Raw genomic sequence first — 26750 nt, 5'->3', positions numbered from 1 at the left:
CTCGACGGTGCCCTGCGCGCCGGTGGCGCGGGGGATTCCGGCGGCGAACCGCCACAGCAGCCGCTTGGCGGCGGCGTTCGGCTCGGCGTCGAGCCGTTCGAGCTGCTCGGTGACGCGCACCGCGGCCGTCAGGAAGTCGACCCGTGGGCTGAGCGGCCCCACCATCCGGACGGGCAGCCCCCAGGTGCTGACGGCCAGCAGCCCGCGCGCCGGGGCGAGCAGATCGGCCGTGAGCGCGGCGCACAGATAGAACGGCCGCGAGCCGGGCGCCGACCGGTAGGACCGTTCCTCGTCCCGGCGCAGGCTGGTGAGCTGTGCGGCGGCCAGCGGCCCGGAGAAGAACGCCTCGTGGACGGCCAGGATCAGCTTGGGCGCCGCGGGCACGCCGAGCAGGTTGAGCGCGTGGTGCACCTGGTCGCGGACGGGGATCACGCGCGGCGCGGCCGGTTCGGCCGGTTCCATGACGGCCGCGTCCCAGGCCTGTTCGGTGCGGCGCAGTTCGGCCCTGAGCTGTCTGGCCACGCTCCGATCTCCGTCGGCCACGGCCCTGCGCACCTGCGACCGCAGTTCGGCGATGCGCTGTTCCAGCAGGTCGGGGGAGTCCGGCATGGCGCAGAGGTTACCCGAAGTTCCCAGGTGTTCCAGGCTTTTCCAGCAATCCCCGGCGTGTCTCGTGCCCCATCCGTGCTGAACCCCACGCGTTACGGGAATGAATTGTGGATGTCCTTTAGCGGCCGGACCTGTTGCCCTTGAGGCCACGCGAATTAGTTTCGGCATTTGTGAATTCCGTGAATCGCCGTGACGCACTGAAGCTCGGTGGCGCCGGGGTCGCGGCCGTCGCCCTCCTGCCGGGCAGCGCCGCCCATGCCGACCCCGCCTCCGCCTTCCAGCACGGAGTCGCCTCCGGCGACCCGCTCCCCGACGCCGTCATCCTCTGGACGCGCGTCACCCCCACCCCCGAATCGAAGCCCGGCTCAGGCCAGGGCCCCGCGATCACGGTCGACTGGCAGATCGCCACCGACCCGGAGTTCTCGGCGATCGTCGCCAAGGGTTCGGCGGTCACCGGCCCCGACCGCGACCACACCGTCAAGGTCGACGCGGGGCCGCTCGTCCCCGACACGGCCTACTACTACCGGTTCGGCTACGCGGGCGAGTACTCCCGCACCGGCCGCACTAGGACCGCGCCCGCCGCCAACGCCGACGTCGAAGGTCTCAAGTTCGGCCTGGTGAGCTGCTCCAACTGGGAGGCCGGCTGGTTCTCCGCCTACCGCCACCTCGCCGCCCGCGACGACCTGTTCGGCGTCGTCCACCTCGGGGACTACACCTACGAGTACGCCAGTGGCGGCTTCTCCGGCGACGGCGGCAAGGCCGTCAGACCGCACGTCCCGCTGCACGAGACGATCACGCTCGCCGACTACCGGCAGCGGCACGCCGCCCACAAGACCGACCCCGACCTGCAGTCCCTGCACGCCCGCCACCCATGGATGATCGTCTGGGACGACCACGAGATCGCCAACGACCTCTGGTCGGACGGCGCGGAGAACCACGACCCGGCCACCGAGGGCCCGTTCGCCGCCCGCAAGGCCGCCTCCCGGCAGGCCTACCACGAGTGGATGCCGGTCCGGTTCGCCGCGGGCGACCTGCTCTACCGGCGGCTGCGGTTCGGCCGTCTCGCCGATCTGATCCTGCTGGACCTGCGCAGCTACCGCTCGAAGCAGACCTCGGGCACCGCCATCGACGACCCGTCGCGCACCCTGACCGGTGACGCGCAGATGGCGTGGCTCAAGCAGAACCTGTCCGACAGCACAACCCGCTGGCGGCTCATCGGCAACTCGGTGATGATCAGCCCGGTAGCGCTCGGCGCGCTCACCGCCGAGGTGCTGGGCCCGCTTCGCGAGCTGCTCGGCATCCCCGAGGGCGGCTTCCCGATCAACGCCGACCAGTGGGACGGCTACAGCGCCGACCGCAAGGAACTCCTCGGCCACCTGCACACCAACAAGATCACCAACACGGTGTTCCTGACCGGTGACATCCACACGAGCTGGGCCAACGAGGTTCCGCTGACCGCCGCGACCTACCCGTTCTCGCCGTCGGTCGCCACCGAGTTCGTGATGCCGTCGGTGACCAGCAACTCGCTCGGCGAGCTGATCGGCGCACCGCCGCGCACCATCTCGGTGGCCGCCGAGGGCCTGCTCGCCGCGACCAACCGCCACGTCCGCTGGGCGGAGCTGGACTCGCACGGCTACGGCATCCTCGACGTCCGCCGCGAACGCACCCGCTGCGACTGGTTCTACATCTCCGACCGCAAGAACAAGAACGCGACCGCCAGCCGGGGCGCGGGCTTCGCCACCAAGTCCGGCAGCCAGAAGCTGGACCGGATCTGGTTCTGATCGCCGGTCTCGTCCGCGGGTCCCGCCCCGTGAAAGGGTGGGCCCCGTGGACGAGGAGATCAGAAAGCGGCTCAGGGTCGGGTGCTACGGCATCGTCGTGGCAGAGGAGAGACTGCTGCTCTCCCGGTTCATCGGCCCCGGCGGCCCGGCGTGGATCCTGCCCGGCGGCGGCATGGACCACGGCGAGCACCCCGTCGAGGCGGTGCTGCGCGAGCTGACCGAGGAGACCGGCTACACCGGCGAGGTCGTCCGGCTGCTCGGGGTGGGTTCGGTGCACCATCCGCGCCGCCCCTGGGACGGGGAGATCGTCGACCATCACACGCTGCGCGTCGTCTACGAGCTGCGGCTGACCGGCGGCGAGCTGACCTTCGAGGTCGGCGGCTCGACCGACCGCGCCGAGTGGTTCCCGCTGGCCGGGCTCCCGGAGGACCGCGGCGACTTCGTCGACGAGGCCCTGGCGTTCTGGCGCGAAAAGTAGCGCGATCGAATGTTTATGCGATAGAACAGAGTAGCGAGAGGTCGCCTTGCGGCGGCCGCCGTCGTGACTGGTGTCAACGCGCCGAAGGGTCCGCCTTGACCGCTGTTCTGGAACCGCCGGTGTCCGCACCCGCGCATCTTCTGGTGAATCCCGCCGTCCCGGTCCGGCTCGATCCGGCCCGGCCGGTGCCCGTCCTCGACGAGACGGCCGCGCGGCTGCTCGTCCTGGAAGCCTGGCGTGAGGCGCGGCTGACCAGCCCGTCCGGCCGGGTGCACTATCTGACCACCATCGACTCCTGGCTGAGCCGCGGCTGGGGGCTGGCGTTCTACTCGGTCGGCGCGCACGTCACGCTCTACAGCTGCGGCCACCCCGACTCCCTGCTGCCGCGCCCGCCCCGCAGGTTGACCAGGCCGCGCGGCGGTGGCCGGCTGACGGGCCTGTACGCGGGCGAACCGCTGTTCCCCGGCGACAAGGGCGACTACCTGGTGCCCGGCGTCGTGGAGGTGGCGGCCCGTCCGGCGGCGTCCGAGCTGGCGCTCGGCGTGCACGGCGGTGATCTGCATCTGATGCCCTACGACGACGCGCTCGACGGGATCCGGCACGTCGAGGCCGCGTTCAGCGCCCGCTCCTACGGCGAGGCCCGCGAGTACGGGCTGGAGGTCGAGGACCGCCGACGCTGCCTGGACTACTACGTCGAGCTCGTCTGCCGCGCCCACGAGGACGTCGACGAGCGGTTTCTGCGGGCCCGCTCCGACCAGGACCTCTGGCGTGCCGTCCGCCCCGCCGACGACCAGCCGTTCGACCTGGACGAGCACCCCTGCTACGGCGACACCCTGTGGCGTCCGGTGCCGACGGTCCGCGGCCCGTGGATCAACGCCGACTTCCGGGACCGGTTCGGCGCCCCCGAACGCGACTGGCGGACCGGCCTGGAGCGGCTGCCCGCCGAACGCACCAACGACGTCCTGGCGCACCTGCGCGACCACGGCTGGTCCGTCGCCCGCGACGACGGCCTGTTCGCCGCCTACTGGCCGGACTCCTGAAGCGACTCCCGCAGCCGGGTGAACTCGCCCGCGATCCGCTCCAGGCTCCAGCCCGCGTTGAGGCCGCTGGGGTTCGGCAGGATCCAGACCCTGGTCGGGCCGAGCGGGTCGGGGCGCGGGCCGATCGCGGCCTTCCGGTCGCCGAACGCCGTCCGGTAGGCCGTCACCCCGGCGACGGCCAGCACCTGCGGCCGGTACTCCTCGACCCGCTTCACCAGCAGCTCGCCGCCCTCGGCGAGCTCCGCGGCGGTCAGCTCGTCGGCCTTGGCCGTGGTCCGCGCCACGAGATTGGTGATCCCGAGCCCGTAGGACGGCAGCAGCCCCTGCTCGGCCGGATCCAGCAGCCGATCCGTGAACCCCGACAGGTGCAGCGCCGGCCAGAACCGGTTGCCGGGCCGCGCGAAATGCAGCCCGGTCACCCCCGAGTACAGCCCCGGATTGATCCCGCAGAACAGCACCCGCAGCGGCGCCCCCGGCGCGGGCAGCAGATCGGGGATGACGGTGTTCCGAGCGGCTTCGAGCTGCTCACGCGTCGGTTTCACCCCGCCAACCTACCGGCCTAGTTGGTGCGGGTGTTGGGGAGGTGATCGCCGACGTAGCCGACCCAGATCTTGCCGGTGGGGCCGCCGGCGTCGTCGTGGAAGTGGATGCGCGGCGCGGGGGTGCCGGTCTTGCGGAGTTTGATGTGGGCGGGCATGAACATCTGGCCCGCGGGATCGACCTCGGCGGGCACGGAGAACGTGCGCGGCTGGGCGAACTTGTCGCGTCCGGCCACCGAGTCGGACTCCTTCATCGCCAGGGTCGCCGCCGAGATCACCCGCCGTCCACCGCCGCTGGCCGCCAGACACCAGTCGCGGAAACCGCCCTGGAACTCGCCCGCCGACCTGGCCTTCGCGTAGTCCTCCAGGGCGAGCAGCGCGTCCCACGCCTTGCCCGCCCAGACTTTGCTGAGCGTCGGATAGCCGAGATCGAGCAGGCCCGCCGTGTGCAGGGTGTCGCCGATCCGCACATGGGCCAGGGCCTCGTTGGCGTGGTGCAGTGCGTCGACCAGATTGCTCGGTGCGAACGGCTCCCCGGCCGGGGCCGCCGGGGCCTGGGTGTGGGCGGCCGCCGCGGCCTCGAGCTGCCTGACCTGCTCGGCCAGCCGCCGCTCCCGCGACGCCGCCTCCGCCAGATCCCGTTCCAGCGTCACCTGCGCCGCGCGCAGCCGCTCGACCTCGTCCTCCAGCCGCTCGGTCTCCGACTCGGCCTCCTCCCGCCGGTTGACGGCCCGCTGCCGTCCGGCGCGCGCCTCCTCCAGCGCCCGGGTCAGCGACGCGACATGGCTGTTCATCGTGCTCATCTGCCGGGACAGCTCCTGCGGATCCCCGCTGATCAGATCCAGGGTGCTCTCCAGCTCGCCGTGCACACCCTCCACGACGGTCCCGGCGACCGTGTCGGCGAGCCCCGACAGCCGGTCGGCGACCCGGTCGGCGACGGCCTTGGCCAGCTCGTCCAGGTCGAACACCGGCTGCGGCGCCACGGCAGGAGCGGCTGAAGCGGGCGGCGGCACGGGCTCGGAGGGCGGCGGCGGCGCCTGCTCGGCCCGGGGCCGCGGCACCTCCGGCTTCCGCTCGGCCATCGCCATCATCTTCCGGTACAGCTCCTGGTCGACATGGGGCGACCGTACGGGCCGCGGCCGCGCCGCCTCCTCCAGCGCCTCCGGCCGCTCCTCGCCCTGCACGATCCGGCCGACGAGCCGGTAGGGCTCGCGCAGCTCGTCGGGGAGCTTCAACGGAGCCGTCTCACCGATCATGAATCCGGCGGCGCGGTCGAGGGCGCGGCGGCCCTCGTCGCGGAGCATCTTGCCGCCCATCACCCGGTGCCGGTCGGGGTAGGTCTCCGCGCCGGGCCGCATCCCGGTCAGATAGGTGCGGATCCCGCCGCCGTACACCGCGCAGTCCGCGCCGACCCGGGCGTTGAACTGGTCCTGCGCCGGTAGATCCGCCAGCCACACCACCTGCGCGACGCCCGCGACACGCGCCGCGAGATGCTCGGCGTGGGCCCGCGCCGTCCCGTTGGACTTGGCGTCCGCCGACACCACCACGATCGGCACCCGACGTCGCTGCTCGGCCAGATCCCCCAGCAGGTAGACCACGCCGTCCTCGTCGTGCTCCTCCGCCGCGCCCGTGAGCTGGACGCCGCCGTCGGTGACCCGCTCGGTCGCCAGATAGCCGGGCAGGAACCCCGGGGCGAACGCCTCGACGGGCTCGCCCGCGTACTGCTCGACCGTCACCACCACCCAGCCGGTCAGAGTCCCCGTGGTCTGCGCGTAGGTCACCCTGGTGCGGAGGGTGCCGTCGGCCAGCACGAACCGGCCGCAGCCGTGGCGGGCCTCGAGGGTCGCGCGGAGCCCGTCCACCGTGTGCTCCACATGCGGGCTGATCGCGATCTCCGGAAACCCCAGCCCCGTCAGCCAGACACTGAACGCGCGCCGCAGCCGCTTGGCGAGGGTCGGCCCCGGATCGCGGAGTACGGCCTGGTACAGCCTGGTGGTCGGCATATTCCAGGAATCCTATGGCCTAGGCCGTCGCCGCATCTCCTACCTTCCCGGATCGGCAAAGATTCCGGGTGTCAGCGAGGCGGACCGCCCGACGATCATTAACGTGCGCCGCATGGAAGATCAGCCAGAGTTCGGTGTCCGGATGCGCGGATACTCGCGCCGTGAGGTCGACGAGTTCCTGAGGGAGGTCCGCCAGGAGCTGCGCCTGCAGAGCGGCGGCTCCGGCGAGATCCGGACCCTCACGCAGTCGCCGCACGGAGAGGGCGCGGCCGCGCGGACGTCGCTGCTGGCCGGCGAGGCCGCCGACCAGCGCGGCGCGGAGGTCGCCGAGCAGGCCGAAGAGACCCTGCGGGCGGCCCGCGACCTCGCCGACCGGATCGCCTACGAGGCGGAGGAGCTGAAGCGGCGGTCGCTGTCGGACGCCGACCGGCTGCTCGCCGACGCGCGCGCCGAACACGCCCGGATGCTGTCCGACGCCCGCACCGAGCACGACCGGCTGCTCGCCGACGCGCGCCAGCGGGCCGTCGAGCTGGAGGAGCAGGTCGTCAGGGCGTTGGAGATCGAGGTGCGGGAGCGGATCGGCGAACTGTCGCGCACCCACGCACGGTACGTCGACGGGCTCACCGGGATGCGCGACGCGCTCGCCGGGGTGCTCGAACTGGACGCCGCGCAGGGCCCGCTGACGGCGATGGTGCCGACCCAGCTCAAGGTCGTCACATGAACGGTGACGGGCAGTCGGAAGCCGCCGATCTGGTGATGCTGCCGATCGCGTTCCTGATCGTCCTGGCGGTCGCCACCGCGGTGTTCTTCCTGGTCAGAAAGTTCGGGCCGCAGTCCGCGGCGGCACCCGAGCAGCGGGTCGCCGTCCAGGTGCCCGCCCCGCGCTCCGCCGACCTGGGCTCGGCGCTCCGCACCCTGCACGACGCGGGCGTCGACACCGACGAACTGCTCGGCCCCTGGCTGGCCGACGCCCGCGGCTATGCTCACCGGGATGGACTTTGATCTTCTGATCGACGCGGCGTGGCCCGCGCTGGAATCAGCGCGGACCGGCGACTGGAAGGCCCGGTTCTCCGACGGCGTGACCAAGCGGGCCAACTCCGTGCTCTGCACGGGCCCCGCAGGCGACATCGGCGAGGTCGAGCGGCTGTACCGCGAGCGCGGGCTGCCCGCGATCTTCCAGGTGAGCGATCCGGAGCTCGACCGGGAGCTGGCGGACCGCGGCTACCTGCGGGCCGACCCCACCCTGGTCATGCGCGCCGACCTGACCGGACGGCACGGCGCGCTGCCCGTCGCCGACCAGCCGCCGCCCGGCTGGACGGACGTCTGGTGGTCGGTGGACGGCCGCCCCGCCGCCGACCTCCCCGCCGCCGAGAAGATCATCACCGGGGTTCCGGCCTGGTACTGCGGCCTGGCGGACGCCGCCGTCGGCAGGGGAGTCCCGCAGGGCGACACCGTGGGGATCTACTGCATGGCCGTCCTGCCCGAGGCGCGCCGCCGCGGGCTGGCCCGGCGGATCCTCGACGGGCTGCTCGGCCATGCCCGCGACCAGGGACTGACCAGCGCCTACCTGGCCGTCACGGCACGGAACGAGGCCGCCCAGCGCCTCTACGCCGGGGCCGGCTTCGAGACGGTGGGCGGCTACCACTACCGGGTGCGCGCCTGAACCGGGGTCGCGCTGTTCGCTACTTCTTCATGGCGAGGGTGACGCCGTCGCGCTGCGGCAGCATCACGGCGCTGACCCGCGGGTCGGCCGCGATCGCGGCGTTGAGGTCGTGGACGATCCTGTCCTCGGGCGTCGCGGAGGCGAGATCCACGACCCGGCCGTCCCGCAGCACGTTGTCCAGGGCGATGACGCCGCCGGGGCGCAGCCGCTTCAGGATCTCCTCGTAGTAGACCGGGTAGCCGGCCTTGTCGGCGTCGATGAACGCCAGGTCGAACAGTTCCTCTTCGGGTAGCGCGCGCAGGCTGTCGGCGGCCGGGCCGATCCGCAGCTCGATCCGGTCGTCGACACCGGCGCGCTTCCAGTAGCGGCGGGCGATCGAAGTCCACTCGTCGCTGACGTCCAGGGCGAGCAGGGTGCCGCCGTCGGCGAGCCCGCGCGCGATGCAGATCGAGGAGTAGCCGGTGAACGTGCCGACCTCGACGGCGCGGCGGGCCCCCGTCAGCCGGGCGAGCATGGTCAGGAACTCGCCTTCGTCGTGCGAGATCTGCATTCCGGACTCGGCGGGGAGCTGCGCGTGCGTCTCCTCGGCCAGATCGCGCAGCACCTCGTCGGCGGCGGTGGAGTGGGCCAGGACGTAATCGCTGATCAGCGGATCGATGAACGGCATGACCCGATCCTAAGCCGCGCGACGTCAGAGTCGGCGATCGTTCCGTGTCCGTAGCCAGTCGTCGTGCCGCATGACGGTCTTGTCGTGGTCGGGCAGCGCCCGCAGCCTGGTCAGCCCGTAGGTGCGGACACCGTCGGGCAGGCGCAGGCCGGGCGCGTCGGCGCCGTCGAGCCGTTCGGCGATCGACCGGTCGGTGAGCACGGTCAGGAGCAGCGGCAGATCCTCGGCGGGCAGGTTCTCGTCACAGCAGACGGACACGACAGCCGGCTCGTCGAACGGGCCGTCGAACACCGACAGCCGCGCCCACAGCAGCCGTTCGCGGGGGCCGCACAGCTCGTAGCTCCAGCTCATCGAGTCGGTGAGCAGGGCGAGCTCGTCGATCGGCACACCGGCCAGTTTGAGCGCGGCCCGTTCGATCGTCAGCGGCAGGCAGTCGAGGCCCGCCAGCACGGGCCGCAGATCGGAGAGCTCGTCGAGCGGGTAGCCTGCCTCCTCGGCGCGGAGCGCCAGCAGCGCCAGGGCGTCGCCGTGGGGGAGCGGACCGAGCGTCAGCGGCTCGGCGATGATCAGGCCGAGCGATTCACGGCCCGTCGTCACGACCCGCAGGCCGGGCGCGGCGCGCAGCAGCGACTGGACGAGCTGGCCGCAGACGCGCTCGATGCCGTCACAGCCGTCCAGGACGAGCAGCAGCTCGCGGTCGGCGAGACGCGTCAGCTCGACCTTCCTGCCGATGAACTCACCGAGCAGATCGGGCTGGTGCAGATCGGCCAGATCGACCCAGACGGCGCCGTCAGCGAAGTCCTCTTCCAGCTCGGCGGCCAGCTCCCTGGCGAGCGCCGTCTTGCCGGCCCCGGCCGGGCCGGTGATGGTGACGAGCCGCTTGTCGAGCAGCCGCTGGCGCGCCACCTGGAGTTCGCCGTCCCGGCCCGCGAGACCGGTGCCGCTCCAGACGACGGCGGGCTCGTCGCGCGGGGCGTCGGGGCGGATCACGTGCGGTTCGACGACCGGCTCCACCGGGCTGAACCGTGCGATGAGCAGCGCCACGGACTGGTCGGGTTTCACGCCCGACAGCAGGACGTCCCTGATCTCGGCGGGGGAGGACGGCAGCGCGCCCTGCGGCTCGTCCGACGGACGTTCCTCGGGTGCGAGGGTCAGCCCCTTGGTGCCGACCATCAGCACGGAGCCGGGCGGCACCGGATGGTAGAGGGTCTCGTACAGGCCGACCCCGGTGCCCAGCGGCGGCGACGGCCGCGGGTCGAGGAGCTCGGCGCGGCCGTCCGGCAGGACCAGGATCGGGGTGGCCTGCCCGGCGCTCGCCAGCCGGAACTCACCGGCCCGCGGATCGTGCACACCGTAGACGCAGGTGACGAGCCGTTCGCCCAGCGGGTCGAGGTCGTGGCCGAGCAGGTCGAGCCGGGCCAGCAGCAGGTTCGGCGGCAGCTCGGTGGAGGTGGCCAGCGCGCGCAGCCCCATCCGGATCCGGAGCAGATGCACGGCCGCGGCCTCGGTGACGCCGTTGACGTCGGCGACGGCGAACGCCGTCCGTTCGCCGTCGAGCGGGAACACCTCGCAGAAGTCGACGCCGAGCGGCCCGGTGTCACGGCTCGCGGTCGCGACGGAGACCCCGGGCCGTTCGAGTGAGTCAGGCGGCGCCAACTGCCGCCGCAGCTCCTCGACGAGCGCCTGGTTCTCGTCCACCCGGGCCCCTCCTGATTGTCGGTGACCAGAGCGTAACCCCCGAGATCCACCCACGTCAGGGGAACGCGGGCCCGGATCCGCCCCGATTTCGCCCGGCCCGTCGTCAGCCGAGGGCGGTGCGCCAGGCGCGTCCACCGGCACGGCCGGTGCTGAGCTGGCCGGCGGTGGCCAGGTCGCCGGGGAGGCTGGTGTTCTGCGGCTGGAGGAAGGAGAACCGGAACGGCTGCCCGGCGATCTTCAGCTTCATCCCGCCGCCGAAGTAGTACCAGGGGAAGCGGACGTCGCCGACGGCTTCGAGCGGCGCCTCGAACAGTGGCACGCGGTACCCGTCGGTGAGATGGTCGGCCAGCCCGGGACGGCCGGTGCGCTGTTCGAGCGTGCGGAGCTGGCTGAGGGTCAGCGCTCCGCGGTGGTGGGCCTCGAACGACAGGCGGCCGCCGTTGAGGCTGAGCACGCCGGGCGCGCTGCCCGTCGCACCCATGATGATCCAGGTCAGAGTCTGCAGTCGGTTCATGATCTCCCCGTTCGGTTCTGGTCCGAACGTAGGGTCCGGGGCGTCCCGGGCGGGAGGGAGCGGCGTCCCGGCGGACCGGTGATAGATTCCGAACGGAATTCGGTAAGTGGATGCTTTGAGAGGCGCGCATGGACCTGTGGCAGACCCCCGAACGTGCCGCCCTGCGGCAGCTGGTGCGCGATTTCACGCGCAAGGAGATCCTGCCCTCCCTCGAAGAGTGGGAGGAGGCCGGTGAACTGCCCCGCTCCCTGCATGTGAAGGCCGCCGAGGCGGGCCTGCTCGGCGCCGGTTTCCCCGAGGAGGCCGGCGGTTCGGGCGGCGACGTCATCGACGCGTTCATCGTCGCCGAGGAGATGATCGGCTCGGGGGGTTCCGGCGGGCTCGTCGCCTCGCTGTTCACCCACGGGATCGCGCTGCCGCACATCATCTCCTCGGGCGACAAGGAGCTGATCGACCGCTATGCCCGGCCGGTGCTGGCAGGGCAGATGATCGGCTGTCTCGGCATCACCGAGCCCGACACCGGCTCCGACGTCGCGTCCGTCCGCACCTCGGCGGTCCGTGACGGCGACTCCTATGTCGTCAACGGCAGCAAGCTGTTCATCACCTCGGGGGTGCGGGCCGATTTCGTGACGGCCGCGGTACGCACCGGCGAACCCGGCTACGGCGGCCTTTCGATGCTGGTCATCGACAAGGGCACCCCGGGGTTCGCGGTGTCACGCGCCCTGAAGAAGATGGGCTGGCTCTGCTCCGACACCGCCGAACTGGCCTTCTCCGACGTCCGGGTGCCGGCCGGCAACCTGGTGGGCGAGGAGGGCAGCGGTTTCCTGCAGATCGTCCAGAACTTCGTGACCGAGCGGCTCTCGCTGGCCGTCCAGGCTTACGCGCACGCCCAACGCTCCCTCGACCTGACCCTCGCCTACGTCCGCGAACGCGAGACCTTCGGCCGTCCGCTCTCCTCCCGCCAGGTCGTCCGCCACAAGATCGCCGAGATGTCCCGCCAGGTCGACGTCGCCCGCACCTACACCCACCGCATCACCGAACGCTATCTGGCCGGCGAAGACGTCCTCACCGAGACCGCTTACGCCAAGAACACGGCCGTCGCCGCCGCCGAATTCGTCGTCAACGAGGCCGTCCAACTCCACGGCGGAATGGGCTACCTCCGCGAATCCGAAGTAGAACGCCACTACCGCGACATCCGCATCCTCGGCATAGGCGGCGGCACCACCGAAATCATGAACGAAATCATCTCCAAACGCCTATCCCTCTAACCCTGACCTGCCCCTTCTCGTTTCGGATGTCCTCGGTCCACCTCCGTGTTGGTGACCGTGTTAGCGGACCGGTGGGTAACATGCCGCGATCGAGGGTTTCCGAAACCGGTTCTCAGCGCCCAGGCCGCCCGGCTCCATCTCCCGCGCGAACCCGAGCCGTCCCGCGAGCAGGTGGCCACCGCGCTCGGTCGGATGGTGGGGATCGGGCGGCTGGGCCACCGGTGCCTCCTGGCATTGGTGAGAAATGTGCGGGTTCGCCGTACTTCGCCTCTTTCTGGCGCGATCCTCAAGGCGAGGCGAGCGGGTAGGTCGGTTCGGTTCATGATCGGCTCCGTCTCGCGCCGTTCTTCGGTTGCGCGTGCCAGTGTTTTCCGCGCGGATTCCGGCCGGATGCGGCTGCGGGATTGGGTTGTCGGGGGCTAATGGCCGAGTGGGGATGCTGGGACTGTCTGCGTATGAAGATGTCTCGCTTGTTGGTGGCGGCATTGGCCGCAGGAGGTCTGTTCCAGGCCCCGGCTCGGGCCGCCGAGGTGGTGTCGGCGGACTACCTGTGCGATAGCGGCGGGTCGGTCGAGGTGCCGGGGCAGGGGCCCGTCCCACTCGCGTTCAAGGCGAAGCTGTCAACGAACGTTCCGCAAGGGGTCGAGGCGAGCGATGACCTCACCGCATACCAGGCGTCGTTCCAGATCGAATCACCGCAGATACCGGGACTCGTACTGGAGCGCGGCACCGCCGATCTCGGGTACGGGACCACACCCGACGGCCAGACGCAGATCCCGCACAGGATCGCCTTGACCTCGGACGGCGTCGTACGGCCGCCGGGCGCCACCGGACTCACCCTCTCCGGCGGGCTCCAGGCCGACGACCTGCGCACCTACCAGCGTGCCCGGCTCTCCGCCTCGCTCATCGGCCTGTACCTGACGGTCCACACCGACACCGTGTCGTCGGCAACGCTGCAACTGCCCTGTAAGCCCGTCGGCGCGGCGGGAGTCTACTTCGCCGATTTCTCCGTCCTCAGACTGTGCCCTGCCAGCGCCCCGGCCGACGGTAACGTCCCGTTCACCGGCACCATCGGCTCCTCCACACAACCATCCCAGCCGGACATTCCGATCAGCGGCACCTGGCCGTTCGGCGCCCAGGAGTGCGGCGAGACCCAGAGCACCGCCCCGCCGATCTTCGGCACGTCCACCGTCGACCTCAAGCTCTTCGGCTTCGTCCCGCTGACCGCCGAACTGACCTTCACCGCATCGAACACCAGCACATGGACCCGGCTCGGCCAGTTCGCCGCCACCACCTCGCTGAGCACCAAGGTCTCCGCCGTCACCTTCCTCGGCATCCCCATCGCCGGCGGCGACACCTGCGCCAGCGCCCCCAGCGCCACCACACTCACCGGCTCGCTGAACGGCCAGGTCAAGGGCACTTACCAACGCCGACCCCTCACCAACTGCGGCCCCCTCACCTCCCTCATCGACCCGATGCTCGCCACCAACCCAGCCGTGGTCCTCACCTTCAAACCCACCACCTGACAACACGCTAGGACCACACCACCCGGACCAAGGTGCCCGAACCCGCCGGCGACAGCTCCCTCTGGCTCGCCGGTTGGTCGAGGCGGCGCTCAGCGCGGACGGTGCCGCCGGCGACATCCCCGAACTGGCCGGACGGCTCGTGCGAAATTGGTCCTCCAGGCACCGCTGCGCTGCCGCCTGGAGCATTCCGCTGACACCTTGCGGAACGAGCGACCCCTCGCCCGTGCTCCCGCGCCAACACAGATAGACGTTAGTGTTTCCTGGTCGGGTGGTCCGGGGGAGGTGTCGTGGAGTTGAAGCCGGTGGCGTTGTACCGGGAGATGTACGGGGGTGAGCGGGAGGAGGATCTGCCGTCGATCCGCAACGCGAGCGGGACGGTCGTGGAACCGGATCGGCAGCGGATTTCGGACTATATGCGCGGGACGTCGGCCGGGTTCAGCGTGATGGAGTCGGTGCCGGTCTACCTGGCGGTCCGTCCGCTGGTGCTGCCCGCCAACTTCGTCGAAGACGTCCGGGATCGCGGCTACGTTCCCTCCAGTCGCGAGTGGACCGCTGAACTCGGTGCTGCGGTGCGGCGGTGGCGGTGAATCCGTGGGCCGCCATGGTCAGCGATCTCGGCGCTCCGGATCCGGGGCGTCGCGCGGATGCCGCGTGTCGGCTTCGCGGAGCGGCCGCGCAGGCCGCTGAGGTGCTTGCGCCGCTGTTGGAGGCGTTCGATCGGGAGTCCGATCCCGCCGTGGCCGACCTGCTCGGCCAGACGCTCAGGGAGCTCGCCCCGCACGACCCCTCGCGTCATCTGGACGTGCTGCTCTGGACGCGGGGCAGCCACGTGCGCCAAGCGGCCGTAGCTGACCACGCCCTGGACGGCGACCGGGAAGGCCGCCTGGCCCTGGCCCGCTCGCTGCTGGACGACCGGGAAGCCGAGCAGCGGCTGGCGGGTCTGCTGGTCGCTGCTCGGGTGATGTCCCGGTGGCGGTCGGCCGTGGCCGCTCTGCTGCCCACCGTCGCCGGGTTCATCGACGACCCCTCACCCGACCACCGGGTCCTGGCGTTGCGGATCCTCGACATGTGCGGGGCCGCCGCCCGCCCCTGGGCCGGCCAGGCCGCCGCCCACCTCACCCCGGACAGCGAACCCGACCGCCTCGCCCGCCACTACGCCCTCATGGCACTGAGCCGGACGGGCGACGAACGCGCCCTCCCGCACCTGGCGGCCCTGCTCACCAACGGCCACGACGGATTCACCGTCGATCTCCCCAACGGCGAGCGGGGCCGGGAGGCCAACGAACCCAACCTCGCCGAAGCCCTCGCCCCCTTCGCGTCACACACCGGCGTCCTGCTGGAACCGCTGCTGGCCCGCATCAGAGCGACCCCACCAGCCGACCGCGACGCCTACTACAAGATCATCAACCGGTGGCAGGACGACGGCGCCGACCCCGTCCGGCTCGCCCGCGCGCTGATCAAGGTCACCCAGCGGCCGACCGAGGTGCTCAAGCCGATCTCCCAGCTCGCCGAGCAGCGCAGGCGCAGAGGCCAGGACGACATCGAACTCCTCCTGCTGGCAGCAGAAATGCCCAAGCCCTCCGTCCGTCCCAGCTACGCGCACGGGTGGGCTCTGTCCGCAGCGGCGGCAGCGCGCGTCAGCAGCGGAAACCACAACGATGCCCTGCGCCTTCTGCGCGCCCTCTGGGACTCCGGCGCCGACATCTACCTCAACATGACCACTCCCGTCCTGGCCGACCTGCTTCCGCTCTGCCCACCCCCGGCACTACTCGCGGCGCTGAAGCTCCTCGGCGACATCGCCGCCGTCGCTCCCGAGGCCGTCGCGCCGGCCTACCCCTTCCTGCGCGCTGTGACCGCGACCGACGAACGACCGCGCGGCCCCTGGTCAACAACCCCGCCGCGGACCCCTCAGTGGCGCGCGATCCTTGACGACGACGCTCTGAACACGGCCATCCGCACGATCCCGCAGCCTTTGACACGGACCGAAGAGGAACGGTTCCGTCGCTTCTGCCAGATGCGGAGACTCAAGCCCTGCTTCGAATGCCAGAACATCCCCGACATGGTGATGGACTTCTGGAAGCCGGACAAGGCACGGCGATCCCTCCGCCGGACACTGCACACCACGATGAACCCCTCGTTCATCTACCGTGAGAGCTGCTGCCACGACCCGCTGCCGGCGATCCTCGTGCTGCCCTTCCTCGTCGAAGCCGCGCTTGACCCGACCGCACCCGACCGCCCGTTCACCCTGCAAACGATCGGGGAGCTGGCCGTCCAGATCAACAGCAGATGCACCGACGCGGCCTGGGATGACACCTTCACCAACGCCGTGAGAGACCTGCTCCCCCTGCTCGAGGACGCCGATCACGCCCACCACGTGGCCGCGATCCTGTCCCACGCCAGTCGCACGGCCCGCGGGAACCTGTCAGATGTCCTCCTCGAGCTCCTCCTGGCTCGGTTTCCCACCTATCGCCACGTCTCGGACGCAGAGATGGTTCTGACCATCGGGCGACTCGCCGAATACTCCGGCTGGCGCGACAACGCCGTGACCTGGCTCCGGCACCTCCTGGACGGAACACCAGACCCCGAACCGGACATCTCACTGAGCACCGAAGCCTGGCTCGCATGGGACGAACGACACCTCGACACAGAACATCTCATCCAGGACCTCGACGATCTTCCCCATGACGTCACCCTCACCCCGTCCGAACTGGCTGCCCTCCGGCAAGCGCTACCCGAACTCGACGACCCACACTGACCGGCACCCCGTGGCCGTGCTGCGGCGGCTCAGGCATGGCTCACTCCGCGAGCCACCCGTGCGGTCCGCCGAGGAGCGTGGTCTTCCCGCGGCTATGGGGTGAGGGAGCCGAACAGGTCCCAGATGTAGCAGCGGTGCCTGAGGTAGAGGGCGCCGAAACCGAGGGTTCTGGTGTCGGTGGGGTGGAGGACGCGGACCTGCTGGAAGAGCGGGTGGTAGGCGGGCCAGGCGGGGGCGCCGGTGGTGGCGAAGGCGGACCAGTGGCCGATCATCCGGTCGGCCAGGTCACGTTGGGCGGGGTTCAGCCGGGGAGAGTCGGGGGTGAACAGGTGTTCCAGTTCGGCTGAGTGGACGGGGCCGGGGGCCAGGCCGGGCAGGACGGGTGGGGCCTGCGGGTCGTCGAAGAGGTAGGCGTAGGTGGGGGTGACCGCGCTGATGGCTTGCAGGTTGTGGTGGGTTCGGCAGCCGACCGTGTCGCTGATCACGGCGCTCATGGCCTTCAGCGGGGAGCCGTACCGGGAGGACGGGTAGAGGGCGAGCATCACCTGGGCGGCGTCGGGGCCCGCCCATTCGGTGACCAGGGTCCGGTAGTCGGCCTCGGTGGGACGGTGCCGTCGTAGACCTTCCAGGCGAACGCGGCGAACAGGTAGCCCTCGTCGGCGTTGTAGCCGGTCAGCACGGGAACTTTGGGGACCCTGCCCGACTTCATCATCGCGACGGGCGGAGCGGGCAGCACGACGCCGTCCACGATCGGGGAGAAGACGAACTCCGGTTCCGGGCCCGCGACGAAGGCCGCGGCCGCGACCAGGTCGGCGATCGGTTTGGTGCGCAGGCAGGTGAGCTGATCCGGCCCGGAGGGGCAGCCGACCTTCGTCGCGAGGCCCTCGCCGGTCTGTTCCGCCTTCGCCCGCGGGACGCCGAACGACTGTTCCCGTCCGCAGACCTCGTTGCTCTGCAGGATCACCCGGTGGAACAGGCCCGCGGACGCTGGGGAGCCCACATGCACGCAGGCGGCGATGCCGCCGCCCGATTCGCCCATCAGCGTGACCCGGGTCCGGTCGCCGCCGAAGGCGGACACGTTCCGCTGGACCCAGCGCAGCGCGGCCTGCTGGTCCTGGATCTCGTAGTTCAGTGCCGGGTTCTCCGCGCGGAGTGCCGGGAGCGCCAGGAGTCCGGGCACGCCGAGCCGGTGGTTCAGGGTGACGACCACCGCGCCGGCCCGCTCGGCGAAGGTGCCCGCGTCGGTGGATCCGTCGAGGAACAGGTTGGCGCCGCCGTGCAGCCAGACGATGACCGGCAGCCGTCCTGCGGTCTTGGGGGCGAACACGTTCAGGAACAGGCAGTCCTCGGTGAGGGCGAGCTCGTTGAACGGGGAGGCGGGCTGTGCGCAGGACGCGCCGAACCTCGTCGCGTCCCGCACGCCGTCCCAGGCGGCGGGGGGCTGCGGCGGTCTCCACCGCAGTTCGCCGACCGGGGCCTTGGCGTAGGGGATGCCGAGGTAGGAGCGGTGCCCGGCGGCGGTGACGCCGCGGACGTCACCGGTCTCGACGGAGACGACGTCGGGCGCCGCCGCGCCGCTGACGCCCGCCACCACCAGCACCGCACAGATCATCGCGATCGCCATCCGGCGGATCAAAGCCATCATGTCTTCCTTCCGCTGCGGGCCGTCGGCCCGGAAGAAGAAGGATCAGGGTGGCCGCTGTTCAGTCTCCAGGCCGATCACTGCCCATTCCGGGTGGCAGTGAACTCCCGGTCCCACAGGAGTTCCACCACCCGTTCCAGTCCCTTGGCGAGGTGCCTGCGGTAGGTGCTGAACGGCAGGCCGAGTGCTTCGGCCGCCAGCTCCTGGGTGCGGGCCGGGTGCAGGAACGTCCGGTCCAGGACACGACCCGCACGTTCCGCGCGGGGGTCGTCCGCCAGGTCGAGGACGGCCTGCCGGAGGAGCTCGCGGAGCGCCGCCGGATCGGCGTTCTTGACGATCCGGCAGCGCAGCAGCGGGCTGGCCGCGAGCCGGTCGGGCGCGCACAGGTCGCGCAGCACCAGCCGGACGGCGTCGGCGGCGTCCAGTCGGGACAGCACCGGGGCCGAGGGTTCCTCCGTCGGATCGGCCAGGCCCAGTTCCCGTTCGCCCAGCATGTCCAGCCAGCTCTGCGGCGTGCGTCCCCGCCAGTCCCGGACGAACGCGGCGTGGCCGAGCGCGCCGACCCGGCCGTCGGCTTCGGGCAGCCGCTGGTAGCCGATGTGGGCCAGCAGCGGGGTGATCTCCTGGCCGTCGCCGGTGAAGGCGCAGATGAAGTCGAACGCCAGGTTGGGGCTGGCGAGCACACGCTGGACTTGCCGGGCCATCGCCGCGTTGCGGGTGGCGGAAGGGCCCTGGTAGCGGTCGCGGTCCATGAAGAACCGGCCCATGATCACTTCTTCGGCGGGGCGGAGCGGGCCGTGGGCCCGTACGTACCGCCAGGCGGCGGCGACCACAGGATCTACGGCCATATCCGCTTCGTCCAGTTCGTGGAGGCGCAGCAGGAGCGCGTACCCGAGACCGTCGTCGGACGGGTCGCGGAACATGCCCGCGACCGCGCCCGGATGTCTCAGCCAGTGGGCCGCGAGGGAGGCTGAGGCGGGACCCTCGTGCCGTTCGGTCATCGCGACGATCGCGTCGTGGTCGCCTGCCCGGACCACGTCCGGGTAGGCGGCGCCGAGCCTCGTCCAGTCCCAGTAGCCGCGAGCGGACGGGTTGGCGCGGACCAGGAAACCCGCGTCGATGACCCACTGGTGCTGTTCCAGCTCGCGGGTCGCTTGGATCCGGGCGATCAGGTGGTCCCGGATCCGGTGGTGCAGGACCGCGAACGCCTCCGGATCGCGCCAGCGCAGATCGGCGCAGACCACTTCGCGGACGAGGTCGTGCGGGAACAGCCCCATCGGCCCCTGCTCGACGAACGGGAGCCCGCGCAGCCAGCCGAACAGGTCCTCGACGTCCTCGGCCAGCGCGGCCCGCAGCAGCGGCTCGGTGGTGAACCGGGCGTGCGCGCAAGCCTGGAGCGCCCGCCGGTGCCGCGCGCTGGGCGCGTCCGCGACGAAGCACTCGACCAGGCGTCCGACCACGTCCGGTGTGTCGGCCAGATCGAGCCCGGCGGACGGGTTCCGGCGCAGTGCCTCCGTGAGCAGTACCAGGGCGAGTGGGTGGCCGTGTGTCACCTGGGCGAGCCGTTCGTGGACGGTCTCGGGTAGCCCTTCGGTCCGTGCGTACGCCCGGACCTCGCGGGTGGACAGATCGCTCAGTGTGACGATTTCGAGTAGGTCGCGCCAGGCGGGGTCGGCGTACCAGCCGGGGCCTGGTGGCTCGCGTCCGGCGATGACGACGATGGTGTCGGAGGGGAGTCCGGGGATGAGTGTTTCCCGTATCCAGCCGTCCAGTGGCCGGATCGATTCGTAGGTGTCGATTAGCAGCACCGCCCGTCCCCGTTCCGGTGGTTTCACGGCGGCGTGGAACAGGTCCGGGATCGGGTCGACGTTCCGCCCGTCCACCCGGACGGGTACCGCCCCGGCCTCGGCCGCGACCCGCGCCAGCTCGCCGAGCAGCGCGGTCTTCCCCACTCCGCCCGCTCCGTGCACGAACAGCACCACGAACCGCGGCTCGGCCCCCGAAAGCGCCCGCCGGAACAGCCCGATCTCCTCGCCCCGCCCGACGAACCTCCGCCGCCGCGCCCCCGCCAACCGCCCGCCAACGGTGCCCTCGGCCATCCCCAGCCCTCTTCCCGATCATCCACCCGCGACCCCGGCTGCGGGACGGAGCCGCATTGTGCCGCGCGAGCCCGGCCGACGACGATCGCCCCCGGCCACATGCCCTGACCGGCACCGGACAGACGTTCTCACTTCGCGCGCCACCCAGCCGGACGCGACCGCACCCGTCCACCGCTCGGCCTCGAGAAGGAGGTCGGCGGCTCGGGTGCGGCCGTTGATAGTGGGCCGGCCTAGGCGCGGGATCCGCGGGTGGGGTTCGCGTCAGCGCGTGTCGTCGAAGATCTCGTGCACCAGCGTGCAGAGCGCCTCGTCCCGATCGTCGGGGTTCGGGCGGGCCTTGGCCAGGTCGACGGCATCACGCAGAGTCTTCTTCGCTGCTGTCGCGTCGAGGCCGACGAGCACCCACGCGAGCATCGCCAGGGCTCTGAGGCGATGCCAGTCGGTGATGGAGCGGGCGATGCGCTCGGCTTCGGCCAGCAGCGCCCGGGCCGCCGTGGGGTCGGGCTCCGCCAACGCCTCCGAGATCGTCGTTCTGACGATCTCGACCAGTGCCTCACTCCGCAGAAAAGGGGGCATGAGGTCGCGTGCGAGGTGCTCGGCGGCGGACCGGTCTCCCAGCGTACCGTCGGCTGCAGGGAGAAGCCTGCCCAGAGCCCTGACCTGGACCGATGGGTCGGTGATGGAGCTGGCGAGGTGATCGGACGCCTCCGGGTCGATCGCCGCGAGCAGCCGGACGAGCGTGCCCAGCGTGATGACGCGCTGATCTTCGTCCGAGATGGAGCCGACGATCTCCTCGGCCGCCGAGGGGTCGACCCGGACGACCACCTCCGCGACGAACCTCAAGGACTCGTCTCGCGGCGAGGGCGCGGTCGACGCTCGGCTCCACCCTTCGGCAGCGAACAGCAGGGTTCTGGCCGCCTCGGGGTCGATGGTGGTCAGGGGCTCGGCGACTACGCAGAGCACGAGTCCTCGCAGGTTCAGCGGGACGGATCTGGCGGCCAGTTCGGCGTCGTGCAGAATCGCGCGTGCCGCCGCCGGGTCGGAGCCGGCCGCCATGACCGCGGCGGCGACCGCTCCCAGCGCCCTAGCCTGATGTGGGGGGTCGGTGACGGAGCGGGCGTCCTTCTCGGCGTCCCGGAGCGTGGCCTGTGCCGCGGCCGGGTCGGTTCCGGACAGGGCCACGGCGACCGCCGCCAGCGCCCGAGCACGGTGCGAGGGATCGGTGACGGAGCGGGCGAGGAGCCGGACCTTGGCCACGAGTTCTCTCGTGCGGCGGACGAGAGGGCCGTCGGACGCCGCAGGACGTCCCGGTTCGTCTCCCACAGCGACGTCCGCCAGGACCGAAGCAAGGCCCGAGCCGGCCGCCGCGATACTCCTCAGCGCGTCGGACCTGTATTTGGAACTGGTGATGGAGTGGGCGATCTGCTCGATATCGACCAGGAAACTCGCCTGCTCCACGGCCAGGCCGGGAAACGCCCACCCTGCCGATCCGGTCTCCCCCGGAGGAAGGGTTCGCAGGTAGTGCCCCAGATGAGAGAACTCGTAATACCGGCGCAGTTCGCCGTTCTCTGACCATTCTTGCCAGACTCCCGCGGGCTCGCCGTTGAAGAAGGTGCCGATGCTGCACAGGGCGCCGCTCCGGTACCAGCGGCGAGTGGGTCCGTTGGGGATGCCGTCGACGTAGGTGAAGACGCGTGCGATCGATCCTGGATCTCTGCCGTGGCGCAGGACGACCTGGCCCGAGTAGGGGCGGTCGTCCACCAGATATCTGGGCATCCTTTCCTTGGGCATTCCGAGAATGACGGGACTGCTGTGTTCCAAGCGGCCGTCGGTGTCGAAGTCGATCGCGTCGGCGGCAACGCCCATGGCCGTCAGGTCGTTTTCGTGCTCGATGAGGGTTCCCGTCTCGTCCCAGCGCTTGTGGGAGCTGAGGAGGCCGTCGAAGGTGTATTCGTCCTCGACGGCGAGGCTTCCGTCGGGGAACCATTCCCGCCAGGTGTCCATGTGGCGGTTGCGGTGGAACGAACCCGAATAGCGCTGTACGTCATCGGGATACCAGCCCTGCCAAATGCCGGAACGGTCGCCGTCCCGGTAGGAGTGCATCGCTGAGAGGTCGCCGGAGTCGGCGTATTCCTGGACGACGCCGGTCAGCGGCTCGCCTCGGTAGGTCGCCCTTCCCTGGTCGTCGATGACCAGTTCGGGGTCGTTGCTTGCGACACGTTCAAACATCGTTGGCCACCTCGGCTCGATTCTCGGTTCTCGTCAGCGGGGTTAGCAGTTGGTGGTGGCGGGTCTGCCCTGGAAGCGGTCGTTGAGGAAGTTGCTGGCGTCGGGGTAGGACTGGATGGCGCCGAAGATGTGCTCGGAGAGGTAGTAGGTCTTCCAGGTGAGGGTGGTGCCGAGCTTGCACCAGTCCTTGTGGACGGCGTCGCCCTGGCCGTAGGGGAGGGTCTCGTCGAAGAAGGCGTGGCCCTGGAAGACCGGGACGGACGGTTTGACGGCGCCGAGCTTGTTCTCGGCGAACCGGGCGAGCCAGACGGGGTCGTTCATGGGGCTGCGGGTGGTGAAGTCGCTGAAGTGGCGGAAGGAGGTGTCGAGCGCGGCGGGGCCGAGGTCCGGGCTGACGAAGCAGAGGTCGGCGTGGCGTTCCTTCAACCTGCGGCCGTTGTCGTTGAGGTAGGAGTCGAGGTTGAACTCTGGGTAGGCGGCGTTGAAGCCGAGCGCGGCCATGAAGACCGAACCCACGAGCGGGCCGCCCTCCAGGAAGGTCCCGATGGCGACCATGTCGGAGCCGATGCCGCTGGCCGACACGCCCTTCAGGTTGAGGTCGGGAGCGTAGGTCGCCGCGAGCTGCGCAGCCCAGCCGGCCGACGTGCCGCCCTGGGAGTAGCCCAGGATCCCGACAGGGGTCGCGGTGTTCAGTCCGGTGCCGGGCAGGCGCTGCGCCGCGCGTGCGACGTCCAGCACGGCGCGCCCCTGGGACTGGCCGACCATGTAGGTGTGGACGCCGGGCGTGCCCAGCCCTTCCATGTCGGTGACGGCGACGGCCCAGCCCTTGTTGAGCAGGACGCTGACGCCCAGGGCCAGCGCCGACAGACCACGAAGCATGGGCACTCCTCAGAATCAATGGTGCGTTTCGGGCTACGGCTGTCCGCCTACAGGGCGCCGGTCCTGGCCGTCACTTCGTCAGGGCGCGGAAGAAGGCGCCGGCCATCTGGCGGTAGCCCTCGGTCTTGAGGTGCGCGTCGTCGCGGTCGCACTGGGTGCTCCAGGCGCATATCCGGGCGACGGCGAGCGGGAGGCTGCCGTACGGCTCGACGGTCACCTTGGTCGAGAAGTCATGGGAACCGAACGCCGCCGCGACCTCGGCGACGCGGAAACCGTTCGCGAAGGCCGCGGTCCGCTGGGTCAGGTTGTAGAGGTCGAGCATCGGCACCGAGGCCACCGCCTTGAGCTTCTCGCCCTTCGTCCAGGCCGCCAGCCCGGGGTTGAACAGCGTCATCGACGCGTAGACCGGTGTGCTCCCGCCGGCCTCCCGCAGCTTCGCCTGGATCTTCGACGCGTCGGCGCCCACCGTCACGACCGCTCCCGCCCCGCAGGCGAGGTCGAGGCTCAGCGCGCAGGCGGCGTTGTTGGCCCCGATGCCCAGCGTCACGTACTTCACCCGGCCGGGATGGCTCCGTAGGAAGGCCAGCGCGGCGTTGAGCTGGGACCCTTCGGGGTAGGCGCACTTCCCTCCGTTGATCATCGTCGTGGTGGTCTCCCCGCCGCACCCCAGCTTCACCAACTTCAGCCCGGGCTCCTTGGCGCGGAGCGCCGCGAGCAGGAACTCCCCGTGCCCCTCGTCGGTGGCCCGGGGCAGCTCGGCGTCCGGGAAGAGCTGGGTGCCCACCGAGAGGGAATCTCCCAGCGTCAGCAGGTAGGTGGGGGAAGTCGCGGCCTGAGCGGGTGTGGCGACACCGCTGAGGACGACCAGACCAAGAGCGAGCGACGACAGATCGCGAGCACGCGGCACGAGACACTCCCTGAAGAGAAATCAATAGTCCATTCCGGACTATTGGCACGGTAGGGATCGCCGTATCCACCGTCAAGAGCCGAGACGCACGATCTGAGGACACCGCCCCAGCGGCGCGTCAGGAGTCAGATCGGCCGCTCCTGGTCCAGGGCTTCCCGCCAGAGGTCGGTCATCATCCGCTCGTACCTGATCCCGAACTCCAGCGCATGGCGCTGGCCCGGAGTCAGCAGATCGCCGATCCGGCGGGACAGCTCCTCGTACTCCGCGAGGGTCCTGCTGTGCACCTCCACCTGGGCGGGAGCGTGCTCGGCCGGGTCGCCGCCCAGCCACATCTTCAGGATGCCCTGCTCCCGGGCCTCCACCGGAATCGCCACCGTGTCGTCCAGCCATCGCCGGAGCGCGGCCCGGCCCGCTTCGGTCAGCCGCATCACCCGCCGCTGCCGTCCGCTGCCCGTCCGCTCCTGTTCCAGCAGGCCCGCTTCGACCAGCCGGTCGCACACCGCGTACACCTGCGCGTGCGGTACCTGCCAGAACGGCGCGACCGTACGAGCCGCCTCCCTCTTCACGTCATAGGGACTGGCCGACCCCAGCAGGTTGACGACACCGAGCACCAGGAACGCCGACGGAGTGAGATTCACCCACCAGAAAATACGCCACCGCCCCGCGAGGGTGGCGCTCCTGCCGTCCGGCCTGCCGAAGACCCGGGAGGGCTCGGGATCGAGCCCTCCCGGGGTCGGGTTCTGGCCGGGCGGGTCAGCTGCGCTTGAGATAGCCGATCATGAGGCCCATGGCGTGGGTGGTGCCGGTGGAGTGGTAAGTAGCGCGGATTCGGTATTTGTCCCAGAAGTTCCAGCGGTCGTTGGGGCGACAGAGGTTGAAGTCGGAGACCGATCCCATGTAGGCGGCCAGGGTGGTGCCGGGATGGCCGTCGGTGGTGACGGTGTTGGGTGAGGTGGGGCTGGTGACCGTGCCGAGGCCAGGCCCCGTGGGCCGGTAGGGGGAGTTCGCGGCGTAGCCGGCCGTCGAGACGCAGGAGACACGCTTCTGGGTGAGGTTCTCGAGGCTGACGGCGATGGACTGGTCGTGGGCGTGCCCCGCGATGCCGACGAGCGTCCCGCTGACGGGCAGGTGGCCGGTCCAGTCGAGCTCGGAGTAGCCGGCGGGGACGGGACGTTCGGAGTCGTTGCACTGGTCGACGTCGAACCAGAGCGGGTCGACCGGGGTGGCCTTCTTGGTCCAGGTGAAGGTGAACTTGAACTCCACGTCCAGGGGGTGGGCGTGGAAGTTCATCAGGTGGAAGATCAGGCCGAGTTTGTCGCCCTTCTTCAGGTGGTAGCCGTAGGGAGTGGGGCCTTCTCCCATCTGGATGGAGGTGCGTTCGTTGCCGGCGGCGAAGATCCGCTGGTTGCCGCCCTGCACGAAGCCCAGGTTGTGGATGAGGCCGGTGCCGTTGAACAGGCCGGGGATGTCCAGGTAGGGCGCGCAGGTGATGTCGGGGCGGCTGAGGTTCATGAGGACGAGGTGGTGGAGCATCCCGCCGGTGTCCATGTTGACGCTGGTGTCGGTGCCCTTCTTCACCAGGTCGGGGAGGATGCCGGTGATGTAGCAGTCCTCGCACGGCTTCTGGATCTGCATCTGCACGCAGTCGCCGAGCCCGGTGTAGGTCAGGAGCGGGCTGCACTGGCCGTCGACGGCGATCCGGTTGACGATCTCGCCGGCCGCGCCGTTGTGGCCGCCGTGGCCGGGTTCCCCGCCCTCATGGTCGTGATCGTCGTCATGGTCGGCGGGGGCCGCCGGGATCGTGACGGGGCCCCATCGGACGGTGCTGGTGCTCAGCCCGGCCGGAGGGTTCCAGGGCTCCGGCTCGTAGACGCCCGCGGCCGCGGCGCCCGGCAGCAGGACCGCCAGGATCAGCAGGAGCGCGGCGATCAGGGTGCGATGTCGCATCATTGTCCTTTCGCAGGAACAGAAACAGGGAATCGAACAGAAGGAAGACCAGGAGGCTGACGCCGAGGGCGGGGAGCGCCCAGCCGAGGAGCAGCGCGCCGACGGCGGCGCACGTGCGCGGCAGGGCCGGGAGGCGACGCCATGCCCCTCGCGCGGGAGGTTTGCCGAACGGTGCCCGCCGGTCGGCGCGGGTCGGTCGCCGCTGCCACCAGCTCCGGTAGCCATAACCGATCAGCGCGAGCGTTCCGACGGCCAGGAACGCCAGCACGACCTGCCCCGCCGGGCCGAACAACCGGCCGCGGTGGGCGTAGGAGCCCAGCGTGCTCCACCGGACCAGCACGGATTCCGTCGCCCAGTCCGCCCGCGCGACGATCCGTCCGTCCCGGGGATCGACGGCGACCCGATCGAGGCGGACGGGCCAACGCCGGTCGTTCTGCGCGACCACCCACGCCTCGCCGGGCCGCGCCGTGACCTCGATCGGACCGGACAGCCCCGCGTGGCGCGCC

General features: G+C 70.7%; 24 protein-coding genes. 10 read left to right on the top strand and 14 right to left on the bottom strand.

Annotated features, from left to right (window positions below; all coding sequences use genetic code 11):
- On the bottom strand, positions 1-609 hold a 609-nt coding region (locus ACYVE7_RS07485; protein WP_460363827.1), incomplete at its 3' end, for a hypothetical protein.
- Between the two features lie 179 nt (positions 610-788).
- Here ACYVE7_RS07485 and ACYVE7_RS07480 point away from each other — a divergent pair.
- The 3 genes from ACYVE7_RS07480 (at position 789) to ACYVE7_RS07470 (ending at position 3908) form a co-directional block, all read left to right on the top strand.
- A complete protein-coding gene (locus ACYVE7_RS07480) occupies positions 789-2390 on the top strand; it encodes an alkaline phosphatase D family protein (RefSeq protein ID WP_460363826.1) in 1602 nt (533 codons plus the stop codon).
- Positions 2391-2436: 46 nt separating this feature from the next.
- On the top strand, positions 2437-2868 hold the full coding sequence (locus tag ACYVE7_RS07475; protein ID WP_460363825.1) for an NUDIX hydrolase: 432 nt from the start codon (positions 2437-2439) through the stop codon (positions 2866-2868).
- Positions 2869-2963: 95 nt separating this feature from the next.
- The gene (locus ACYVE7_RS07470) at positions 2964-3908 is read left to right on the top strand and encodes a hypothetical protein (protein ID WP_460363824.1); all 945 of its coding nucleotides are present in this window, start codon (positions 2964-2966) and stop codon (positions 3906-3908) included.
- On the opposite strand, the gene mug is transcribed toward ACYVE7_RS07470, so the two are convergent.
- The gene (gene mug / locus ACYVE7_RS07465) at positions 3890-4450 is read right to left on the bottom strand and encodes a G/U mismatch-specific DNA glycosylase (protein ID WP_460363823.1); all 561 of its coding nucleotides are present in this window, start codon (positions 4448-4450) and stop codon (positions 3890-3892) included. The two genes, ACYVE7_RS07470 and mug, sit on opposite strands and share 19 nt — an antisense overlap.
- 17 nt (positions 4451-4467) lie before the next feature.
- On the bottom strand, positions 4468-6450 hold the full coding sequence (locus ACYVE7_RS07460) for a coiled-coil domain-containing protein (RefSeq protein ID WP_460363822.1): 1983 nt from the start codon (positions 6448-6450) through the stop codon (positions 4468-4470).
- Positions 6451-6562: 112 nt separating this feature from the next.
- Here ACYVE7_RS07460 and ACYVE7_RS07455 point away from each other — a divergent pair, with 112 nt between their 5' ends.
- Genes ACYVE7_RS07455 through ACYVE7_RS07445 form a run of 3 tightly spaced genes read left to right on the top strand, consistent with a single transcriptional unit; the run spans position 6563 to position 8113 of the window.
- Positions 6563-7171 carry a DivIVA domain-containing protein gene (locus tag ACYVE7_RS07455; protein WP_460363821.1) on the top strand — a complete coding sequence of 203 codons (609 nt, stop codon included), beginning with the start codon at positions 6563-6565 and terminating at the stop codon, positions 7169-7171.
- Positions 7168-7452, top strand: coding sequence for a hypothetical protein (locus ACYVE7_RS07450; RefSeq protein WP_460363820.1), 285 nt, complete (start codon positions 7168-7170; stop codon positions 7450-7452). Before ACYVE7_RS07455 ends, ACYVE7_RS07450 begins: the two co-directional genes overlap by 4 nt.
- Positions 7442-8113 (top strand): GNAT family N-acetyltransferase, encoded by a 672-nt coding sequence (locus ACYVE7_RS07445; RefSeq protein ID WP_460363819.1) that lies wholly within the window; start codon positions 7442-7444, stop codon positions 8111-8113. The genes ACYVE7_RS07450 and ACYVE7_RS07445 overlap by 11 nt, the downstream gene beginning before the upstream one ends.
- A gap of 19 nt (positions 8114-8132) precedes the next feature.
- On the opposite strand, the gene ACYVE7_RS07440 is transcribed toward ACYVE7_RS07445, so the two are convergent.
- From ACYVE7_RS07440 to ACYVE7_RS07430, 3 genes are all read right to left on the bottom strand, one after another.
- A complete protein-coding gene (locus ACYVE7_RS07440) occupies positions 8133-8780 on the bottom strand; it encodes an O-methyltransferase (protein ID WP_460363818.1) in 648 nt (215 codons plus the stop codon).
- A gap of 24 nt (positions 8781-8804) precedes the next feature.
- Positions 8805-10478 (bottom strand): SpoIIE family protein phosphatase, encoded by a 1674-nt coding sequence (locus tag ACYVE7_RS07435; protein WP_460363817.1) that lies wholly within the window; start codon positions 10476-10478, stop codon positions 8805-8807.
- 103 nt (positions 10479-10581) lie between these two features.
- Positions 10582-10992: a hypothetical protein gene (locus ACYVE7_RS07430; RefSeq protein WP_460363815.1), complete on the bottom strand. Its 411-nt coding sequence runs from the start codon at positions 10990-10992 to the stop codon at positions 10582-10584.
- Positions 10993-11120: 128 nt separating this feature from the next.
- Between ACYVE7_RS07430 and ACYVE7_RS07425 the strand changes: the two genes are divergently transcribed.
- The 4 genes from ACYVE7_RS07425 (at position 11121) to ACYVE7_RS07410 (ending at position 16541) form a co-directional block, all read left to right on the top strand.
- Positions 11121-12260 (top strand): acyl-CoA dehydrogenase family protein, encoded by a 1140-nt coding sequence (locus ACYVE7_RS07425; protein ID WP_460363814.1) that lies wholly within the window; start codon positions 11121-11123, stop codon positions 12258-12260.
- A gap of 455 nt (positions 12261-12715) precedes the next feature.
- A complete protein-coding gene (locus tag ACYVE7_RS07420; protein WP_460363813.1) occupies positions 12716-13786 on the top strand; it encodes a hypothetical protein in 1071 nt (356 codons plus the stop codon).
- Positions 13787-14073: 287 nt separating this feature from the next.
- The gene (locus tag ACYVE7_RS07415; RefSeq protein WP_460363812.1) at positions 14074-14373 is read left to right on the top strand and encodes a hypothetical protein; all 300 of its coding nucleotides are present in this window, start codon (positions 14074-14076) and stop codon (positions 14371-14373) included.
- A gap of 116 nt (positions 14374-14489) precedes the next feature.
- The gene (locus ACYVE7_RS07410; protein ID WP_460363811.1) at positions 14490-16541 is read left to right on the top strand and encodes a hypothetical protein; all 2052 of its coding nucleotides are present in this window, start codon (positions 14490-14492) and stop codon (positions 16539-16541) included.
- A gap of 92 nt (positions 16542-16633) precedes the next feature.
- On the opposite strand, the gene ACYVE7_RS07405 is transcribed toward ACYVE7_RS07410, so the two are convergent.
- From ACYVE7_RS07405 to ACYVE7_RS07370, 8 genes are all read right to left on the bottom strand, one after another.
- Positions 16634-17083 carry a carboxylesterase family protein gene (locus tag ACYVE7_RS07405; protein ID WP_460363828.1) on the bottom strand — a complete coding sequence of 150 codons (450 nt, stop codon included), beginning with the start codon at positions 17081-17083 and terminating at the stop codon, positions 16634-16636.
- Positions 17083-18186 (bottom strand): carboxylesterase/lipase family protein, encoded by a 1104-nt coding sequence (locus tag ACYVE7_RS07400; RefSeq protein WP_460363810.1) that lies wholly within the window; start codon positions 18184-18186, stop codon positions 17083-17085. Before ACYVE7_RS07400 ends, ACYVE7_RS07405 begins: the two co-directional genes overlap by 1 nt.
- Before the next feature lie 74 nt (positions 18187-18260).
- On the bottom strand, positions 18261-20282 hold the full coding sequence (locus tag ACYVE7_RS07395) for an AAA family ATPase (protein WP_460363809.1): 2022 nt from the start codon (positions 20280-20282) through the stop codon (positions 18261-18263).
- A gap of 261 nt (positions 20283-20543) precedes the next feature.
- Positions 20544-22511, bottom strand: a complete 1968-nt coding sequence (locus tag ACYVE7_RS07390) for a toxin-antitoxin system YwqK family antitoxin (RefSeq protein WP_460363808.1) — start codon at positions 22509-22511, stop codon at positions 20544-20546.
- Positions 22512-22553: 42 nt separating this feature from the next.
- Complete coding sequence (locus tag ACYVE7_RS07385; RefSeq protein WP_460363807.1) at positions 22554-23390, bottom strand: lipase family protein; 837 nt, start codon at positions 23388-23390, stop codon at positions 22554-22556.
- Between the two features lie 70 nt (positions 23391-23460).
- Positions 23461-24297, bottom strand: a complete 837-nt coding sequence (locus ACYVE7_RS07380; protein WP_460363806.1) for an SGNH/GDSL hydrolase family protein — start codon at positions 24295-24297, stop codon at positions 23461-23463.
- Positions 24298-24422: 125 nt separating this feature from the next.
- Positions 24423-24935, bottom strand: a complete 513-nt coding sequence (locus tag ACYVE7_RS07375) for a PadR family transcriptional regulator (protein WP_460363805.1) — start codon at positions 24933-24935, stop codon at positions 24423-24425.
- Positions 24936-26071: 1136 nt separating this feature from the next.
- Positions 26072-26750: PepSY domain-containing protein (locus ACYVE7_RS07370; RefSeq protein ID WP_460363804.1), on the bottom strand; the 679-nt coding region annotated here is incomplete at its 5' end.

The organism is Actinocorallia lasiicapitis (genome assembly GCF_054778695.1).
The sequence above is the reverse complement of the archived record's forward strand: the minus strand, read 5'-3'. Positions and strand labels throughout refer to the sequence as shown.